Raw genomic sequence first — 17,786 nt, forward strand, 5'->3', positions numbered from 1 at the left:
CAATATATATGTTCTCTCCCATCATCCAGTGCTTAGATCTTAGTCTGCATATGTGTCCCACTTCATATAGACACTCCTCTCAGTTTACCAAACTCCTCATGCTTATAAATATTTAAAATTATGGATTCACGTAGCAAATCTATGTATGAATTTGCCTATTAAAATACTCTTTATTTTTGAAGTACCGTTATTTTACTTATGAATTTAAGCGCTTTCAACCGATATATATAAATATATATAGTCTCACGTTCTGTGACCTGCTTTATTTGTTGTTTGGAGGGCAGCATCAATGGGACCATCGGAGTACTCGTGAAAGTTGAGAGCAGCGTGAACTATTATTTATAGAGGAGCTGGAGGGGTTTAAATGAGTAATCAACTATCGGACAGGAATAAAAAAGGAAAAGGTTTTAGAGATCTAAAGGTCACGACAACGATGATCTCCATGATTATGATCAGCTTAGTGGGCTTGCTCATTGTATCGTTGGTAGGGGTTATCGGTATGTATCAAGCTAAAGAGGGTCAAGGTATTTTGTATACAGATCGCTTTCAACACCAAACGAACATTCTTGAGGTCAAAAGTGACTTTTATAATATGCGCGCCAATTATACCAAAATACTCGACAATAAGGAGTATACAGATAAACAGTATAAGCAGGTGCAAAAAGGTAAGGATAGCGTTACAACTGGGCTAAATGAATTTTCCCAAAGGACATTGGATGCAAAAGAACAGAAACTGTTTGAAGAACTACGGACGAGTATAGACACGTATTTTCAGGATATCGAACAGATCATGGCCGTCAAAAAAAATACTGGAACCTATGACACAGAAGAGAGAGGTCGAATCAATAAATCTAGTACGGCCATAGTTACGATGCTGACTACAATTTCAGATTATAACAATGAGCAATCCGCCAATCTATATCAAAATACGCAAAATGAGATAAAAATGCGTACAATTGTGTTGATCACGGTTCTGGCTCTGGTGCTGGCTGTTCTGATCACAATCTCCTTTGCGGCCATTCGAAATATACGCTCCCGGATGAGTATCATTACGAAATACTGTGAAGAGATTACCCAAGGAAATTTAACGGCAGCCCTTGATCCTGCCCTGCTCAAAGGAAAAAATGAGATCGCTGTCATTGCTCGTGCTATTCAGCAAATGACAGATTCAACCTCAATGGTCATTACGGGAGTGATCAATGAGTCGCGCCAAATTAACCAGCTTAGCGATCAGACGAATCTGAATATGACAGATCTCAATGAACGGATTCGCGATGTATCCGCCACGGTCGAACAGCTGTCAGCAGCTATGGAGGAGACTTCAGCATACACCGAAAATATGAATCATTCTGCGGATGAAATGCAGCGGGCAGCAGAGTACATCTCGGTCAAAACTCAAGAAAGAGCTCAGTCTGCCTATGATACAAGTGTAAAGGCCGAAACGTTGAAGCAGGCAGCTAGTCAATCCAATAAAGCGGCCAAAGAAATCTACCAGAAGGCTAATGCAAAGATGACAGAAGCGTTAGAACGAGCCAAGGCAGTAGATCAAATTCGTATACTTTCTCAGTCCATCTTGGAAATTACGGCACAAACCAACTTGCTGGCCCTAAATGCATCCATTGAAGCAGCTCGTGCCGGTGAGTCGGGTCGAGGGTTTGCAGTTGTAGCTAACGAGATTCGTAAGTTGGCTGACGGCTCGAAACACGCGGTAGACCAAATTCAGAGTGTTACTCAAGAGGTTGTGCAGTCTGTAGAAAATCTGACTACCAATGCTGAAGAATTATTGCATTTCCTGCAAGCCCAGGTGGGCAAGGATTATCAGCTGCTTGAGGACACAGCGGGACAATATTACAGTGATGCTGTTGAGCATACGAACACAGTCAATGATTTGAACGCTACCTCTAAGCAGGTAAATGAAACCATCCAAACTATGGTGAGAGCAATCCATGAGATTGCAACCGCCAGCGAACAGTCCGCTGTATCCACTCAGCATATTGCAGAAAGTATGGTGTCATCAACGGAAAAATCTCATGAAGTAGCACACCAGTCTGATCAGGTGAAGGAAAGTGCAGCTCGACTGAATGGACTGGTCGCAGGCTTTAAAATTTAACGAGGATCATACGGTGAGTAGTGATTTGTATGGAGGATGAAGAAAACAATTGGGGAGCCGTAAGAAGGCTCCTTTTTTGAGCTTACTACTAGGATTGCTTTTGGATTCCAGTCAAGAGTCCAAATCCTGCAACTCTTCCTGTTCAGCCATTTGCATCAGCTTATAAATCTGCCGTGCTGTGTTCACATTCCGTACCGTCATATGCTGATACAGCTTGGTGCCAACTAATTTCGTTAGCCCGCTTTTGGTGACTTGTTCTTTGCTGACAGAAAACAGAACGGCCCAGGTCGTATATATGACATGCCCAATTCCTGGTTTCAAAGGAAGCTTGTCCAAAACGGAAATATCGTTAATTTCATCCCACAGAAACATTACATCACTTTTCATCTGTGTATCATTAGCCCATTCATTCGGCAGTGCCTCCATAATGCTCTGAATCTCCTTCATATTACGGACGATGACACGGATGGGTAAGCTAAAATCCTCCAGAATCGCCTGTTCCAGTACGAGCGATAGCTCCTGGTTAGACCGCTCCTGACTGGAAAAAATAATGTTTCCAGAATTGATGTAAGTCGTCACATGCCCCATACCTGCATGTTCAAACGTTTGCTTGAGCTTCTTCATCTCAATCTTGTTGTTGCCGCCAACATTGATGCCCCGCAGTAATGCGATATAGATCATAAAAAGCCCCACCTCTCTTTAACACATAGGATTTCTAACAAAAGGATAGGTAATTCAGCAAATACGTGGTTTGGTTATCGCCCAGCAAGTGATGCAGCAATGGTTTTACGTGCTCGATATATGCTGCTTTGGTTTCGTATGTATCTTCATCTATCAATTCTCCCTTAAAGGTACAGGCACCTTCGATCAGGATGGAAAGAGCCGTAAAGAAGTCAGCTAAAGAGTCAGCAACCTGCGCCGCCGCCCCACCTTCAATTGCAGCATATATAGGAGAATCGGGTGCGCTAGTATCGACAATGAGTGGATCGTCATTCAACGTGGCAATTACGACATGATGGGAGGGCCACGAAGATGACTCATGAACAAGCTCACCAGACGTAATGAAGCGATACCCCAGCTGTTGGCGATATAAATGTTCTGGTGCGACAAAAAAGAGAACCGCGGCATCTCCAATTTCAACCGCCGCATTTTTCAATTTGCGTGTTCCCTCTGCCTTGGCATCGATCATTTCATAGTGGCTATACAGGTACTCAAGCTCAGGGGATACAGGAATCCGGCTGTCCCAGCAATCTGTTATACTCTCTGAACGGGGCTGGATATCGTGGTCTTGGAACAGCCCGTAGGCTTCATTATACAAGTTTTGCTGGTGTACAAAACGGGCCAGCGCTTCGCTTAGCTGTTTCATAGGTGTTCATTCCTTTCTAGTCGTAGACTATGACCTTCGTCATCACATTTCATTCCTAGCATAAAGATATCATAATATAGAAATGAAGAACATATGTTTCTGTATTTATGCCGCCTTGCCAGTCGATCCAGATTAATTTTACAATATAGGAGTTCGAAGATAAGGTGCAAGGAGGAGAGAAATGTCTTTTTCTGAAATATACGATTACAAATTAAGAGCCTACTTTAATGAGCGCATTTCTGATTTAAGTCATGAAGATCTATTTTATTCCTATCCTGATCAAGAGCAAAATTTAAGAATATTAACTCTGAATATAAATGAGCAGGATCATATTTCTTTAGTGCGATGGCATGATTTATTTGACAGGTCGCTATTTACCAAAATGGATCATCCCATTCTAAGCGTAACGGATGCTGAACGTCTGATTCGATTGCTTGCGCTTATTTTTAACATGTTTGATATACATAAAGATGTTGCTTATTGCAGAAAAAACTTATGTTGTGTTTATTATCAATATCAAGTTTTACATCTAGCAGAGAGAGGGAATGAATTTTCACTTACTCAGGATAGGCTATTTTTTCTTCACCTTCTCTTATTTGAATTGGGTTTAGGAGATGACATTTATGATCGTCTAACGATTGAAAATAATAAGATACTGTACAGTATGGAAGACGGACAGCAGTATGATTTGCACATTCTAATTGATATTTTGCATGAGCATATTAACAAAAATAAGATGGATATGGATACCCGAGCAGCGCTGGGAAAAATAAAAATTTTGCAAGGCCAGTTGGTCAGCTTCATCCTGGGCAGTCATGATGTATATGATTTTCCGTATGATGATTTTAACAAGCCGTTTGTAGAAGCAATGATATTTATACAAGCCTACAACTCCAATAAAAATAGGGTATTAGAGGTGCTGATCGACTGTATCAATGAGCGTCAATCTCCAACAGAGCAGTTCATCTCCAATATGATCTTGATGAATTACTCCTATTTTGTTCTCAAAAGTAATCCTGGCGAAATCACATATCTTAAATGTTTTTGCAAGCAAAAGCCGGGAGTTTTTCTAAAAATATTGACTGCAGTGCTTGAACTCGGATTTTTTGTCGACAAAACTACCTTCGCAAATGCTTGTATACCTTATGATTTATCCAGAGTAAAAGGGGTTAAATAATGCCATTCCATCACGTTTCTTTACCTGATTTACCACAGACGATCGGGCGTCTTACGGTCATTCATCCTGTAAAAGGCGGCTCTCAGGGAAGCATAACCCTGCTGGCATTGAACACACAAGCAGAACTGTGGAGACTAGAACTTCGTTCTGGTAACGCAGAATTATGCACACGTATTTGTATTCCTGATTTTAATCCCCTGCAACCTGTCCAAATAGTTACCAGTCCTGACGGCAAGTACGTAGCCATATCCAATCGTTTTGGCCGGCATGCGACAGTGTATGATTTAGTCCATGCACAAGAAAAAATGCAATTATCGCGGGACGAATACCACTATGATAAAAGTATGTTTCCCCTGGCATTTGTACATCGAGATGGTGCATGTATTCTTGTTCACGGAACGGAATGGAATCGGCTGGATCTGACGGATGTAGAAACAGGTATGCTTTTGACTGCAAGGCCTAGCCCTGTTTATAACAATGAAAGCAAGGATGAGCATTATCTAGATTACTTTCATGGAAGGCTGCTGGTTTCTCCAGAGGGAAAGTGGATGGCGGATACAGGATGGGTATGGGCTCCCTTAGGAGTGGTTCGAACTTGGTCGCTATCCGATTGGCTACTGAACCCATGGGAATCGGAAAACGGTCCGTCAGTTCGCCATCTTTGGCAAACCATAGATTGGGATGGGCCAGTGTGCTGGACAGGACCCGATACATTGGCAGTTTGGGGACAGATGGATGCCGATTTACTGGAGGAGGAAGATTGGGGAGAGGAAGGAGTGGAACCAGCGGTTGTCCTATTCGATATGACTCAGCCTGGGTACCGACGTGTGCTTTCTGCCATCCCACCTCTAAATTGTAAGCCTGATGAAGACGGAATTTATCCATATCCCCAAGCGGATATGGCTGTTTCCGGCGACCGATTATTCTTATGGGGAAAAGAAGTCCCGCTTCAGGTATGGCGGCTTTCAAGCGGTGCGCGGGAACATGTAGATACGGAGCGATTTCCACTCATTTACCATCATGAGGCAGGGATTTTCATTGAATTACATCCAGATAGCGGTTGTAAAGCCTTGAGCTACGAATAATTAGCGTTACCGGATTTTCTTCCATCCTGGTCATATGGAAAGATACACATTAGCTATAACAATTACAAAGGAGTGTACATCAAAATGGCACTGATCAAGGATCGTTTTTGCGGATGCCTGGTTGGGCTGGCTGTGGGTGATGCTTTGGGAACCACAGTAGAGTTTAGCAGTCCAGGCACATTTGAACCTGTAACGGATATCGTAGGCGGTGGTGTATTTGGGCTGAAGGCGGGGCAGTGGACAGACGATACGTCTATGGCACTCTGTTTGGCCGAGAGCATGGTGCGAAAAGATAGCTTTGATCCAGCAGATCAAATGCGCCGCTACACCAATTGGTACCACCTAGGATATATGAGCAGCACGGGAACGTGCTTTGATATCGGTGGTGCGACGAGAGCAGCACTGCACCGCTTCGAAGCCACTGGAGATCCGTATAGCGGGTCCGTTGACCCCATGACTGCCGGTAATGGCTCGATTATGAGGCTTGCACCTGTCGCCATGGCCTATGCGAATCGTCCGAAAGAAGCCGTGATGTACGCCGAGCTGAGCTCGCGCACCACCCATGGAGCAGTCGAAAGTGTGGAGGCCTGTGCTGTGCTTGCTTCAATCCTTGTGGCAGGTCTGCGGGGAGCGGACAAGGAATCCATGTTATCAGCTGATGTCTGCTATAAGTGGCAGCAGCAGGAACAGTCAGCTTTTGCGGCAGCCATTGAAGAAATCATTCAGGGATCTTACAAGCATAAGGAGCCGCCCGAAATACAAGGAACTGGTTATGTCATTCGTTCCCTTGAGGCTGCGCTGTGGGCATTTCACCACTCGGCTTCATTTCAAGAGGGCGCACTGCTGGCCGTAAATCTGGGAGACGACGCAGATACGACCGGAGCAGTGTACGGCCAGATTGCAGGGGCTTATTACGGGCTAAACGGTATCCCAATCCACTGGCGCGAGAAGCTGGCAATGAAAGAGACGATTGATGAGCTGACGGAGGCTTTATGGCAGAAGGCCGACAAGGACCGGACACTTTAAGAGGAACAGAGCATTTGTAAATATCAAGCTGGGTTGCTTTTTTATGAAGCAGAGCCCGGCTTTTTTTGTTCACTATCTTTTTACCGACGACTCATCTCTTGGGATAACTACCCATATCGCCATACTTCTGCCCTCCTCAGCTACATGTCGTTATGACAAAATGAAGTCAAGTACAAATAATACTTCACTTTACTGATCTTTTAGAGGAGGAACTACATTGTCACATCTAGATAAACAGCTTCATTCATTTGTCGATATTTCCAATAGAATAGAGGGGTTTGAGATCGTTTCGACCCAATTTGGTCCTGATGGACGCGTGTATATTTTGCTAATTGATAAAGTCCCAGAACGAGTACGGGGGATGTTCCCGCCTTCCTCTCTTAAAGAGAGACGTATTTACAAGATACTCATTATAGATGATCACATTGAAGAAGTGTGTGTGGAGGGGCAGCAGTTCAACTATCATTATGTGCAGCCTCTACATCATCATCTGCTGCTCGTCGGAGCGCGTTGTCATTATTATGGACTCGGCCAATATGATTTAAATGGTAAAATTATTGATTATGAGGGCCGAACCGTGAATGAACTACTGCTTGGAGACGGTATCCAGAGTGTTCAGGTTACAGAAGAAGGTACGATCTGGACCAGTTATTTTGATGAAGGTATATTCGGGAATTATGGTTGGAATGAGCCTGTGGGGTCCTCCGGCCTTGTCGCCTGGAATAAAGAGGGGCACAAAATATATGAAAATCAAGCGGCAGACATTCATGATTGCTATGCTTTGAACGTGGTTAGCGAACAGGAAATCTGGTTTTATTACTATTCAGACTTTTCATTAGGGCATATTTCCGGTAGCGACCGTACGAATATTACGTTTATGAATCCGAGAATTTCCGGCTGCTCCGGGGTGGCTACAGATGGGTACCACTTTTTGTTCGACGGCGGTTATGGCAAGAATGGACAATATGTCTTGAAAAAGAATGTGAAGCCAGGCAACTTGAGCAAAGGACAACACATTCGCTTTTTAAATGACGATCAAGAGTTCCTTCAGCCGCACGAACAGGATTTCAGAAAAGATCGCCTGCTGCTCCGTGAAGGTTCTCTGCTGTATCAGGTGGCTGTTGAAGAGATAGTATAAAAACCCACGTCAGACGTGGGTTTTTCCTTAACACCAAAAATACTTATTCATACGTTTTGACAAGATCATTCAGGGAGGTAATGGTGCTGCCTTCCCCAATAGCACCGAATTTCCACTCCCCTCCATAGCGGTATACTTCACCTACACGGATGCTACACATCCCTTTATAGTCCTCTGTCAAATTGTATCGGAGAATCTCTTCATCTTGCAACGCATCCAATACTCGAATATAAGCATTGTTCACCATACTGAAATCCTTACGTCTACCAAAGCTGAAAAAACGGAATATATTCACAATAAATACGACTCTATGCACTTCAGGTGGTAGTTGTTGAAGGGATACAGTAATGACTTCATCATCACCGTCACCATGACCTGTCAAGTTGTCACCACTATGTACGACGGCCCCGCAAGGGCTATTTTTGTTTCCGAAATATACTAGATTTTTTGTCTGAGTCAGCTTGCCGTTCTCATTAAGAAGCAGTGCTGATGCATCAATATCCATGGATCTGCCCCTCATAGGGTCCCATCCAAGCCCTACTTTGAGCACGGATAAATGTGGATTATTTTTGGTTAGGTCTACCTTCTGCCCTTTAATTAGACTAATACTCAACGTTATGCCTCCCTATCATTATTTTTGTTCTACTCTGAAATTGTAGCATATATATAGAAGGATATAATCTATTCGTAACTTCACAGATTTTTTTCCGTATAAAGATAAAAACATGATCCAAATTCGTTCCCTCAGGGAGAAATGCAACCATGTTTAAACAAAATGAGAAGTTGAGGTAATGCATCATATGAATGAAAAATTTCGAGCCGATACAGGCTACCAGCTGGCTGAGCAGAAGGCGCTTCAGTATTTTGCATCACTCTATAATCAGGCCAAGGATAAGACTTATGTGACTTCTCTTACAGAAGATATCCATATATGGAAAAGGAATCATATCCGTCCTTCTTCATGGTTATCCTTCATTTCGCGGAATAAGAGAAAGCCGGATACTCGGGATTATGACAGATACATTCAATGGCTGAGTTACACAGGCAAATTGGATGATTATCTGAAGCGAAGTGTCTCTTATATTTACATGAGGGATCTAGGCAAGGCTCTAGATTCTGCGAACACACAGACCCGGATTCAGCGCGTTATTGCTGACGTGAAAAGATATTTGCTTCAACCCACCCGTGCTAATAGAAGAAATCAACCGGAGTTTATGAATATAGCCGGGGTGTATCGGTGGTCTCAAAAGGAAGGGATCGAAACGACTGTAATCTGGCTAATCAACAAGCTTAACTCTGTATCTTCTCATATTCCCGAGGAAATGGATGCAGAGCACGCTCAGCGCAAACTGATTAAAATCATCATTGGGGTTATTCTGCATGTGATGGAAGAAATGGACGCATCCGTGCCACCTGTTGAGCGTTCGCGCAGACTGGATGAAGCGATTAGGCTTGGGTATTCCTATGGGTTGACCTATCCTTTTATTGATGATCTGCTCGATTCTCAGCTGTTGACCGTTCAGGAGAAAGAGCAATACTCCCACATGATACGTACCGCGCTTCTTACCGGATCTGTGCCAGAACTGGGCGACTGGACTGGCGATCATATGAAGTTCATTCGCTATATCCATTCGGAGCTCTCGGATGCTTTTGAGTATATTAAGGCACATCAGCGGTCAGACACACAGCAAACCTTTTTCGAGCAGTCCTATGTTTTTTTTCATTCTCAAGATATCGACCGGGATAAGGATCTAACACAAGCTAATTACACCAATGAAGAGCTTTATATACCCGTGATTTTAAAATCTGCTTCTTCCCGCTTGATTGTCCGTTCCGTGATTAATGCTCCTGAGGATGAAGGGTTTGAGCAACGAACATTCTATTATGGTATCTATAACCAGCTTGCTGATGATTTTGCAGATATGGCTGACGATATGAGGGATGGTGCGGTAACACCCTATACCTATTATTTAAAATATCATCAGCAAAGATCGGATTTGATCAATCCCTTCGAACTATATTGGGCGGTCATTTCTAATTTGATCCATAATGTGTATGACTCAGATGCTATGGCTCGCGAGGTAATACTGGATCGTGCAATAAATGGACTCAAACGTTATAAAGAACGGGTAGGTGCAGAAAAGTACAATGAAATAATGGGGATTTTTGCATCTGGAAATCCTGAATTTAATCGTCTCATTCAGAAGATGGTAGGCAAAGCAGAGGATGTAGATTTCTTCGATAAGCTGCTTCGTGACCAGATGATTGTTCAACTGAAAAACGATTCGAGGGAAAAGGAAGACTTTATGAATACGGTCAAAACCGTCCGTGACCAGATTAACAATCAATTGAAAATAACCAAGCCTCATGGGATCGAGGTCATGAAAGAACAGCTTATTGATGCTGCCAATTATAGTCTTGAGGGGGATGGGAAAAGGATACGACCTATATTGACTTGGGTCATGGGCGTAAATGAATATGGATTAGACGCTTCGGCAATCGTGCCGCTTCTGCGATCATTGGAATATATGCATACAGCCTCCCTGATTTTTGATGATTTGCCTTCCCAGGACAACGCCTCTACCCGTAGAGGGCGTCAGACATTACATCAGGTGCACAATAGCGCTACTGCGGAATTAACCGGACTATATCTGATCCAGAAGGCCATCGGGGAGCAAGCATCACTGAGCCAGTTCAATGCTGAGACTGTGCTTGCCTTGATCCAATACTCGGCCCGTAAGGCAGAGGATATGTGTATGGGTCAGGCGATGGATCTGGATTCCAAAGGAAAGGCTTTGACCTTGGAGCAGCTGAATATGATGTGCTTTTACAAAACAGGAGTGGCGTTCGAGGCTTGTCTCGTTATGCCAGCCATGCTCGCACAGGCCGAGGAACCAGAGATTTCCGCTTTGCAGAAATTCGCCTATCATATGGGGATTGCTTTTCAGATCAAAGATGATTTGCTTGATGTGGAAGGAGATACGCTCTTACTTGGAAAACCTGTGGGTCAGGATTCAGATAACAATAATTCGAATTTTGTGTCCATCCTTGGCTACGAAGGTGCCAGTAAAGAGATGTGGGAGCACTACTGTCTTGCCTTGGAAGCATTAAAAGAGGTGCCCCGCAATATCTCTTTTTTGAAGCACTTAATGAATTATATTGTGAACCGGGATCGTTAAAAAGAATTGTGCCCCAGATATGTCTGAATAAACAAGCAAAGATGTGAATATCTGGTGACTTCATTGCCGTATTTTGTCCGTTACGGCGCGTTCTCTATTATAATGATTAAAAACGGACAAGGAGATGAACTCCAGATGAAAAAAGGGATTTTGGTCGCTTCAGGGTTGGTTGTTGCGGCATTGGGCACGTATCTGATTGCAGGAAATATTCAGAAAGAAGGAGCGGACAAGCTTGGGACAACAGATATCAAGCAGTTGGTGCATGATTTCAGCGCAGGAAAGGCAACAGATCAATCTGCTTCCATTAATTCCAGTCAGTTAATTGTTAATGGAGACCATACACAACCCATAACTTATGATTTGCCTGACAACGAGTTTTTTGTTTCGATAGCGCCATATGTAGAAGAGACCCACCCTTGTGCAACTCATAGTCTAACCGGCTGCCAAGGCGAAATAAAAAATGGAGAGTTCAATGTGACTGTTCACGACTCCGAAGGGAATGTCATCATGGAGAATGCTGCTATGAAATCACAACCCAATGGTTTTATTGATCTATGGCTGCCAAGGGACAAAACCTACCGCATTAGCGTAAATCATGAAGGTAAAACGGCCCAAACGGAATTCTCTACATATGAGAAAGACGATACATGTATCACAACGATGCAGTTGGGTTAACCACAGAGAATAGGGGAGCTTACTGATCGCTCGTACACTTTAAGTCCGCAAAACCCTACGTTCTCATACATAGCTTTTAGTAAAGAGCCTGCGCCTGACGGAGGCTCTTTGTGCTACCCTAATCTTTTGCTAGAGTTACCGAACAGGTTGGGAGGAAATCTATGAGGAATCAGATAGCAAAACCTTAAATTGTAAATACTAAAAACCTATTCAAACAGCTGCGAATTTCCGACATATTATCTAAGAGCTTTTCGCTCAATATTTCTCGGGGAGATGGCAGCATGTCACAAAATATGAAGAAGCGCGAATTCAGATCATCCAGTATTGCTAACACATTGGCTATGGTCTTGTTAGTTATTATCGTTGTCGTCTTTGCAACCTTGGGGACGTTCATCTATGCAAGCACGCAAAGCATGCTTGTCAAGCAGCAAGAGGCCATGCTCCAGACCAAGACGCAGGCCACCGTCAGTCAATTTGACGCGTTATTTAAGGAAAAGGGTTCGCTAGTCAAGCAAATGTCAACCAACACTTTGTTTAGACAATATATAGAAACCACCGAATCAGCAGAGATGGCGAAAACTTCTCCACATGCTGCGGCAACTCAAGCGACTCTGGCAGCGATTGTCAAGGAAGAGCCATCTTTTGCCGACGCCTGGATTGCAGGAATACATGGTAAAGGCTTCTTTCTTCAGAATGATGGTGCTGCTTCCAAGCCGGATTTCGATATCCATTCGCGTCCGTACTTCAAGCCAGCTGTTGAAGCAGACGGTTTGTACTACTCAGAACCCTATAAGGACGTCAATACAGGGAATGTGGTCATGGGCATCTTCTATCCGATCAAAGATAGCAGCAACCAATTAATCGGCTTTGCAGCTGTGGATATTGCCTTCAAAGACATCCCTGCCGTTATGAAAAGCTATTCGCTTGGAAGCACAGGTTATTCGATTCTTGCATCCAAAACAGGTGATATTTTGTATCACCCTGATCAAAATAAAGTGCTGAAAGAAAAGATTACCGAAAGCACAGGTGATCTTGGTGAGATCGGTAAGAAAATGATTGCTGGCGAGTCTGGAGTACAGCTCATTAATGATAATGGCGAACGTCGCTACATTGGGTATGCAACCAGCAAAGATACAGGATGGTCCGTAGGCTTAACCATTTCTGAACAAGAGGCGCTCTCAGAATTAAGAACCTTTACCTGGATTACGATTGGCGGTTTTGCCGCAGCCACTATTCTGTTGGTTGTAATCTGTTATATAACGCTCCGTTACCTGTTGAGATCCATTCCGAAATTGCTTGCCAAAATCAAGCTGATTGAAAATGGAGATTTGACCGTTTCGTTTGATACGAATTCCCATAACGAAATCGGGCAAATTTCTCAAGGGGTTCACAATATGGTTCAAAAAATTCAAGGCATGCTCCAAATGGTGGGCGGCTCAGCTCAAGTGTTGAATCAGTCTTCTCACGACCTGCAATCCATTTCTTCCAGAACCGCAATCACGATGAACGATACTGCGACAGCAATTAATGAAATAGCCAATGCAACGAACTACCAATCCATCGAAACGGATAACATTTTACAAAAAACCGGAGCCTTATCCGGCCAAATTGACGAAATTGCCAATGATACGAAAGCCATCGAATCGATGGTGCAAACCTCGGCCGAACAAAGCGGACAAGGGCTTGCAGTAGTAGATCAGCTATCCAAATGGGCGGAAGAAAATCATAATTCCACACAAGCGATGTCGGCTATTATTCAGGATATTGATCTGAGCCGTCATGAGATTTCGGGCATCGTGGATACGGTCAACCAAATTGCCACACAAACCAACCTGCTGGCGCTCAATGCTTCCATTGAAGCTGCACGTGCAGGAGAACAGGGCAAAGGGTTTGCTGTGGTTGCCGGGGAGGTTCGTAAGCTAGCTGAGCAGACGGCGCTGGCGACACAGGAAATCTATAAGAAGGTTCGTATCATCGAAGAAAAAACCAGCGTATCGGTTGAGCATACCGTTCACGGTCTTAAAATCGCAGAAGAAAATGCCAGATCGGTGGAGGACACGAAGCAAGTGTTCTTTAGTATTAACAAGGATTTGGAAGATTTGAAATTGCGAATGATCCAGATCAGCACGAACACCTCCAAAGTCCACAAGCACAAAGATGAGATTTTGCAGGCGCTGGAAATCATCTCTTCCACCACAGAAGAGAATTCCGCTTCAACCGAAGAGGTCAGCGCCAGCACGCAGGAACAATTGGAGAGCTTCGAACAAGTTGCTGAACTATCCAAACAATTAAACCAATTGTCCACTAAGCTGCAAGACGAATTAAAGCAGTTTAAGGTTGAGTAACAAGTCTACTAGGCATGATTTTGACTTATATACAGCAAAGCCCGCGTCTAGCGGGCTTTTTAGCTTCAATAGCTGTTGTGGGGATACAGATAGGCCATACGTGTTAACTGAAATATTAGCGGGGTGGACATATAAATTGCTTTGAAAAAAATATGGTGTCCGTCTGGTACGGTCACTTTGCCTCTGAAGATGAGTTGTTTGAATATGTTGAGATCAAATACCCGGAAGATGAGAATGTGGATGTTTTTAGCGGGTTTTTAAATGACCATGAAATAGATGATTTTGACGAAGATTTTGCTGAAGGAGTCTTTCTGGTTGACGGGACCGATGATGGTATAAAAGATGTTTCCTATGTTGATTCTTTTTTATCTCCACTATTACATGATTTGAGTAAAGTAGATGGTAAATATAATTCGTTGTTCTTTATATATGATTGTAATACAAGCGGTTTATCTGAAAAAAATGGCGAGGAACTACGCTTTTTAGCCGCATATCCTTATTCAAAAGATTAACGGTTACACTATTCTTTTGTCTTCGGAGTCTCATTCCAAGTAATTATGATAATGAAAATTGAACTTAAAGGATCAATAATTTGATCCGAAAGAATCAGGGCCTTAAGGTGAATTTACATCTTAAGTCCCTTTTTTTGTGTGAAAATAGATTTCCAATTTTTTGAACGGCTGATATACTAAGGAGACAAGCGAGCATGAAGATTACCTACTTTATCGGAATGAAGCAGGAAGGTTCGGCAAACGCTGCTTTCCGAAGCGGCGTTTGCGGCGGTCGAGCAGTACATAGGGGATAGCTGCCGGAAAACTGGCTGTTTCCAGGGCAGAGGGAAGGCCGTCACCTGACAGAACGATCAGCGCAGAAAGTGTTTGAAAAAAGCGCTGGTTGAAGCGGATATTCGCAGACAGATGAGCATTCATTCGCTGACGCATTCCTTTGCGACCCACTTGCTGGAGAAATAGGATTGATCTTCGCTATATTCAGGAACTGCTGGAGCGTCAGAGTGTACAAACTACGGAGCGGTACACATGTGAGTAGACGGGGCATTGGGCGGATTCAAAGTTTGTTGGATCGGCTGGGCAGGGTGAAGGATTGAAACGCAGAAAGTGCGGGAATCAGGAACAAAGTGCAGGATTCACGAAGTTCGTGAATATGACAAAGAGAACATTTTTTCTGAGGTTCGTAAATAAGTAGTTATCTGAAATTAACGCAACTTCGAATGATGGAGGAATACTTATGAATGAAGAAGTAAGAATGAGATCTTTAGGACTCTCACAATCTGAAATAAAATCATTCAAAAATATAAAAGTTGAATTCAACAAATTAACAGGAACAATAATGAAAAAGAGCCGGGCGGATTCTAAAAGATTGAGATGTTATATCTGTAATACTGAGTGCAGTAGTTTTTGTAATTCCCATTCAGTTCCAAGATTTTGTTTGGACAATATTGCAATAGATGGCCGCCTACTTTATTCAGGCAATTTAATTGACTCAGTTATGTTTGATAAACCTAAAGGGATCAATGAAGCAGGGACATTTAAAATAATATGTAACGATTGCGATAGCAAAGTTTTTAAAAATTACGAAAACCCTGAAAACTACTTTAAAGAGCCGAATGATAAAATGCTTTCACAAATGGCTATGAAAAACTATTTGAAGAACATTAGTAAAAGAGAACTTGAAAATGCACTATATCCTAATATTGAGCAGTTACCGGGCGAATTTGTGGAATACATTCACTCTATTAATGAGCTTGATTTAAAAGAGTATGTTATGGGATTTGAATACTCTAAAAAGGCTACGGTATCAAAATGGAATGATCATTTTTACTTGGCTTATTTCGAATCTCTTGACTATGTTGTTCCAATAGCTTTTCAGAATTGTGTATCATTAATAGCTGATTTTGAAGGTAACACTATAAATGATATCTATAGCGGTTCTCAAGAGTATCTATTAAGTGAAATGCACATAAGTGTATTGCCATTTAAGGATCATAGCGTTGTATTGATTTTTATAAAAAATGAAGAGAAGAGATACAGAACTTTCTTTAGGCAGTTTAAAAAGCTCACAATTCAGGAAAAATTAAAAGTGATTAATTATATAATTTTTAGCTATTCGGAAGATGTCTTTATTTATAAAGGATTAGATAAAGAAATTTTAGAGAACCAAGAATTAAGGAAGGTAGCGCAACAGACAAATGTGGCTGAAGCAACTACTCCATTTGCTAATTCACTTGAAGAAGCTAAAAGAGTATTCGATCTACAGAATAGAAATTCGATTCCTAATTTATTGGATAAATCTTATAAAGTAAGATGAAATTTTCAGTAGAATCGAAGAAGGCGTTAACATCCTATAACATAATATTCACGCTGCGGGCATACGCCCTGGATCCGGCGCTCGCCGGACACCCAGCATACGCTGGGTCGTGAATACAGGAACGTTAGGTGAAACTCTTGAAAAACTATAAAAATGAGAAGATGGCTGGTATAAGATTTGTTAGATAGATTTTAGAAGACCAAAACGTTATATAAGGAGACAGGTAATGAAAGAAGAACTTACATATATACAAAGTGGGAAATACAATTATTTGGATAGAACTAATATCACCAATATGGTTTATTTGTGCTCATGTTCTGCACTTTCATTTCATAAAAGTCTTATTGGTTTATCAGAATTAAGGGCCCTTGAATCAGTTAAAGATGTAGAGAGTGCTGGGGGATTAAGAATTAGTAGGGCAGTTTTGACTTACTACTCGGTGTATCATTTATTTATTTCGTTAATGTTATTAGATGAGCGTTTTAACTTAAAAGTTCCCAAAAGGTTATGCTCGAACGGTATTGTAAATCTTGGAGTCAATTTTAATGATTTATCAGATCCCTCCGAATTACCAAATGTATGGAATGAGTTTAAATTACTTGAACAAGACCTTTCAACACTGATAACACATACTGACGTTAAAGAATATTGTGATTGTTTAAGAGAAGAAAGTGAAAAATTGGATGAGGTATTTAGAATACTTTATAACAACTTTATATTTGCTGATGAAAATAAACCAAATGAAAGTATTAAAGGGCTTTATGAAAAGCTTTGTTATGTAAGAGACAGAGCTATATACCGACCTTCTAATGTAATTGATGTAGAGGGTGGATATATTCAAACCTCGAAGTATGTCAGAAAAGAAATAGATGAATTACCTGATTCGGCATATATATTCGACGTAATCAGGAAAATTTACAGGGAAATATTAATAAAATCCAATATCAAAGGGAGGAGTATGTATAAATCGTTCTATTCCCTGCTTTGGGTTAGTCATGTTTTCGAAACGGTAGAAGAAGTCAAAAAACTCGGTATTACTGATAGCGAAATAGATGAATTGAGATTTATGAAGTCCTTCAATGCAGATGAACTGAGCTTTAGTAGTTATATTTCACAATTGATTGAATTAGTAAACCCAAACCGTCTATTTAGTGATTTGGAAGATTTTTGGAATGAATTAATTAGAATGTCCATGGAACATTATGGGGCGTCAGAATGGCATTATTAGAACCGCACTCGCTCGAGTTCGTGTTGTTAAAGAGCGTTAGGAGAAATTTTTGAAGTTTTTATAGAAACGATCAAAAAACAAATAAAAAGTATTCTCCGCAAGCTAACTGAAATTATCATCGGATTTGCATCA

The 17,786-nt window shown here is 41.9% G+C and carries 15 protein-coding genes; 11 read left to right on the top strand and 4 right to left on the bottom strand.

Going from position 1 to position 17,786, the window contains the following annotated elements; all coding sequences use genetic code 11:
* The first annotated feature begins 364 nt into the window (after window positions 1-364).
* Entirely contained in the window at window positions 365-2,110 is a 1,746-nt protein-coding gene (locus ABEW32_RS10765; RefSeq protein ID WP_430187477.1) for a methyl-accepting chemotaxis protein, read from the top strand.
* Window positions 2,111-2,221: 111 nt separating this feature from the next.
* On the opposite strand, the gene ABEW32_RS10770 is transcribed toward ABEW32_RS10765, so the two are convergent.
* Both ABEW32_RS10770 and ABEW32_RS10775 read right to left on the bottom strand, forming a co-directional pair.
* Window positions 2,222-2,791, bottom strand: a complete 570-nt coding sequence (locus ABEW32_RS10770) for a DUF1697 domain-containing protein (RefSeq protein WP_430187480.1) — start codon at window positions 2,789-2,791, stop codon at window positions 2,222-2,224.
* Window positions 2,792-2,825: 34 nt separating this feature from the next.
* The gene (locus ABEW32_RS10775; protein ID WP_430187483.1) at window positions 2,826-3,476 is read right to left on the bottom strand and encodes a hypothetical protein; all 651 of its coding nucleotides are present in this window, start codon (window positions 3,474-3,476) and stop codon (window positions 2,826-2,828) included.
* A 181-nt stretch (window positions 3,477-3,657) separates the two neighbouring features.
* Between ABEW32_RS10775 and ABEW32_RS10780 the strand changes: the two genes are divergently transcribed.
* The 4 genes from ABEW32_RS10780 to ABEW32_RS10795 all read left to right on the top strand — a co-directional run bounded on the left by ABEW32_RS10780 (window position 3,658) and on the right by ABEW32_RS10795 (window position 7,902).
* Window positions 3,658-4,653: a hypothetical protein gene (locus ABEW32_RS10780; protein WP_430187485.1), complete on the top strand. Its 996-nt coding sequence runs from the start codon at window positions 3,658-3,660 to the stop codon at window positions 4,651-4,653.
* On the top strand, window positions 4,653-5,738 hold the full coding sequence (locus ABEW32_RS10785) for a hypothetical protein (protein ID WP_430187487.1): 1,086 nt from the start codon (window positions 4,653-4,655) through the stop codon (window positions 5,736-5,738). Before ABEW32_RS10780 ends, ABEW32_RS10785 begins: the two co-directional genes overlap by 1 nt.
* A gap of 84 nt (window positions 5,739-5,822) precedes the next feature.
* Entirely contained in the window at window positions 5,823-6,764 is a 942-nt protein-coding gene (locus tag ABEW32_RS10790) for an ADP-ribosylglycohydrolase family protein (RefSeq protein ID WP_430187489.1), read from the top strand.
* A gap of 217 nt (window positions 6,765-6,981) precedes the next feature.
* Complete coding sequence (locus tag ABEW32_RS10795) at window positions 6,982-7,902, top strand: hypothetical protein (RefSeq protein ID WP_430187491.1); 921 nt, start codon at window positions 6,982-6,984, stop codon at window positions 7,900-7,902.
* 43 nt (window positions 7,903-7,945) lie between these two features.
* Here the strand turns inward: ABEW32_RS10795 and ABEW32_RS10800 are convergent, their stop codons facing one another.
* On the bottom strand, window positions 7,946-8,515 hold the full coding sequence (locus tag ABEW32_RS10800) for a TerD family protein (protein WP_263560640.1): 570 nt from the start codon (window positions 8,513-8,515) through the stop codon (window positions 7,946-7,948).
* 178 nt (window positions 8,516-8,693) lie between these two features.
* On the opposite strand from ABEW32_RS10800, the gene ABEW32_RS10805 reads away from it, so the two are divergent.
* From ABEW32_RS10805 to ABEW32_RS10820, 4 genes are all read left to right on the top strand, one after another.
* Window positions 8,694-11,081 (top strand): polyprenyl synthetase family protein, encoded by a 2,388-nt coding sequence (locus ABEW32_RS10805; protein WP_430187494.1) that lies wholly within the window; start codon window positions 8,694-8,696, stop codon window positions 11,079-11,081.
* 135 nt (window positions 11,082-11,216) lie between these two features.
* The gene (locus ABEW32_RS10810; RefSeq protein WP_430187497.1) at window positions 11,217-11,756 is read left to right on the top strand and encodes a CueP family metal-binding protein; all 540 of its coding nucleotides are present in this window, start codon (window positions 11,217-11,219) and stop codon (window positions 11,754-11,756) included.
* Between the two features lie 281 nt (window positions 11,757-12,037).
* A complete protein-coding gene (locus ABEW32_RS10815) occupies window positions 12,038-14,101 on the top strand; it encodes a methyl-accepting chemotaxis protein (protein WP_430187499.1) in 2,064 nt (687 codons plus the stop codon).
* A 152-nt stretch (window positions 14,102-14,253) separates the two neighbouring features.
* Window positions 14,254-14,613 (top strand): immunity 22 family protein, encoded by a 360-nt coding sequence (locus ABEW32_RS10820; protein ID WP_290409352.1) that lies wholly within the window; start codon window positions 14,254-14,256, stop codon window positions 14,611-14,613.
* 210 nt (window positions 14,614-14,823) lie between these two features.
* Here the strand turns inward: ABEW32_RS10820 and ABEW32_RS10825 are convergent, their stop codons facing one another.
* Window positions 14,824-15,057 carry a hypothetical protein gene (locus ABEW32_RS10825; protein WP_430187502.1) on the bottom strand — a complete coding sequence of 78 codons (234 nt, stop codon included), beginning with the start codon at window positions 15,055-15,057 and terminating at the stop codon, window positions 14,824-14,826.
* A 289-nt stretch (window positions 15,058-15,346) separates the two neighbouring features.
* Here ABEW32_RS10825 and ABEW32_RS10830 point away from each other — a divergent pair, with 289 nt between their 5' ends.
* Both ABEW32_RS10830 and ABEW32_RS10835 read left to right on the top strand, forming a co-directional pair.
* Window positions 15,347-16,426, top strand: coding sequence for a hypothetical protein (locus ABEW32_RS10830; RefSeq protein ID WP_137078963.1), 1,080 nt, complete (start codon window positions 15,347-15,349; stop codon window positions 16,424-16,426).
* A gap of 226 nt (window positions 16,427-16,652) precedes the next feature.
* Window positions 16,653-17,654 carry a hypothetical protein gene (locus ABEW32_RS10835; RefSeq protein ID WP_137078962.1) on the top strand — a complete coding sequence of 334 codons (1,002 nt, stop codon included), beginning with the start codon at window positions 16,653-16,655 and terminating at the stop codon, window positions 17,652-17,654.
* Window positions 17,655-17,786: the final 132 nt, after the last annotated feature.

It is taken from the genome of Paenibacillus jamilae (assembly GCF_050482105.1).
In the GTDB taxonomy this organism is placed as follows: Bacteria; Bacillota; Bacilli; order Paenibacillales; family Paenibacillaceae; genus Paenibacillus; species Paenibacillus jamilae_B.

Bases quoted from the DNA above. Each gene is read 5' to 3' on its own strand.
- ABEW32_RS10780 (WP_430187485.1), top strand. From the start codon at position 3,658: ATGTCTTTTTCTGAAATATACGATTACAAATTAAGAGCCTACTTTAAT.
- ABEW32_RS10775 (WP_430187483.1), bottom strand. From the start codon at position 3,476: ATGAAACAGCTAAGCGAAGCGCTGGCCCGTTTTGTACACCAGCAAAAC.
- ABEW32_RS10815 (WP_430187499.1), top strand. From the start codon at position 12,038: ATGTCACAAAATATGAAGAAGCGCGAATTCAGATCATCCAGTATTGCT.
- ABEW32_RS10820 (WP_290409352.1), top strand. From the start codon at position 14,254: ATGGTGTCCGTCTGGTACGGTCACTTTGCCTCTGAAGATGAGTTGTTT.
- ABEW32_RS10835 (WP_137078962.1), top strand. From the start codon at position 16,653: ATGAAAGAAGAACTTACATATATACAAAGTGGGAAATACAATTATTTG.
- ABEW32_RS10805 (WP_430187494.1), top strand. From the start codon at position 8,694: ATGCATCATATGAATGAAAAATTTCGAGCCGATACAGGCTACCAGCTG.
- ABEW32_RS10770 (WP_430187480.1), bottom strand. From the start codon at position 2,791: ATGATCTATATCGCATTACTGCGGGGCATCAATGTTGGCGGCAACAAC.
- ABEW32_RS10810 (WP_430187497.1), top strand. From the start codon at position 11,217: ATGAAAAAAGGGATTTTGGTCGCTTCAGGGTTGGTTGTTGCGGCATTG.
- ABEW32_RS10785 (WP_430187487.1), top strand. From the start codon at position 4,653: ATGCCATTCCATCACGTTTCTTTACCTGATTTACCACAGACGATCGGG.
- ABEW32_RS10830 (WP_137078963.1), top strand. From the start codon at position 15,347: ATGAATGAAGAAGTAAGAATGAGATCTTTAGGACTCTCACAATCTGAA.
- ABEW32_RS10790 (WP_430187489.1), top strand. From the start codon at position 5,823: ATGGCACTGATCAAGGATCGTTTTTGCGGATGCCTGGTTGGGCTGGCT.
- ABEW32_RS10765 (WP_430187477.1), top strand. From the start codon at position 365: ATGAGTAATCAACTATCGGACAGGAATAAAAAAGGAAAAGGTTTTAGA.